This is a genomic window from Granulicella sp. S190 (assembly GCF_009766095.1).
In the GTDB taxonomy this organism is placed as follows: Bacteria; Acidobacteriota; Terriglobia; order Terriglobales; family Acidobacteriaceae; genus Edaphobacter.
Genome location: NZ_LMUD01000054.1, coordinates 1 through 328, shown reverse-complemented (window position 1 = coordinate 328; position 328 = coordinate 1). Strand labels below are relative to the sequence as shown.

Below are 328 nucleotides of genomic sequence, written 5' to 3'. Positions count from 1 at the left end.
CCCATGGCTTGTTTGCCCATGGCAGATTGGTATGTATTACGGGGAGACTAAATGGCAAGCATTTAGGTGTGTTGGCATAAATACAGAAAATTGGACTCACCTGGTTATGATCGGGGAATGGAATGATGCTCGCACAGATACCGAGAATCATGCTGGGGTGGATCTCGCAGTGGGTCCACGTATGTGCATGCGTGCCCGCCTTTAACCGTGCCGCAGGATCATAATCGGGGTCATTCATATTGGGGGCCAGACCACTCTGCTGCAAGCGCGAACTTTCGAGGTCTTCCGGAGTCATGGAGATCATGACCGTCTCCTCTTCCTCCGCATC

1 protein-coding gene is annotated in these 328 nt (G+C 52.1%); it reads right to left on the bottom strand.

Annotation, left to right across the window (positions count from 1 at the left end):
* On the bottom strand, positions 1 to 304 hold a 304-nt coding region (locus GSQ94_RS20940), incomplete at its 3' end, for a hypothetical protein (RefSeq protein WP_158946069.1).
* Positions 305 to 328 lie beyond the last annotated feature (24 nt).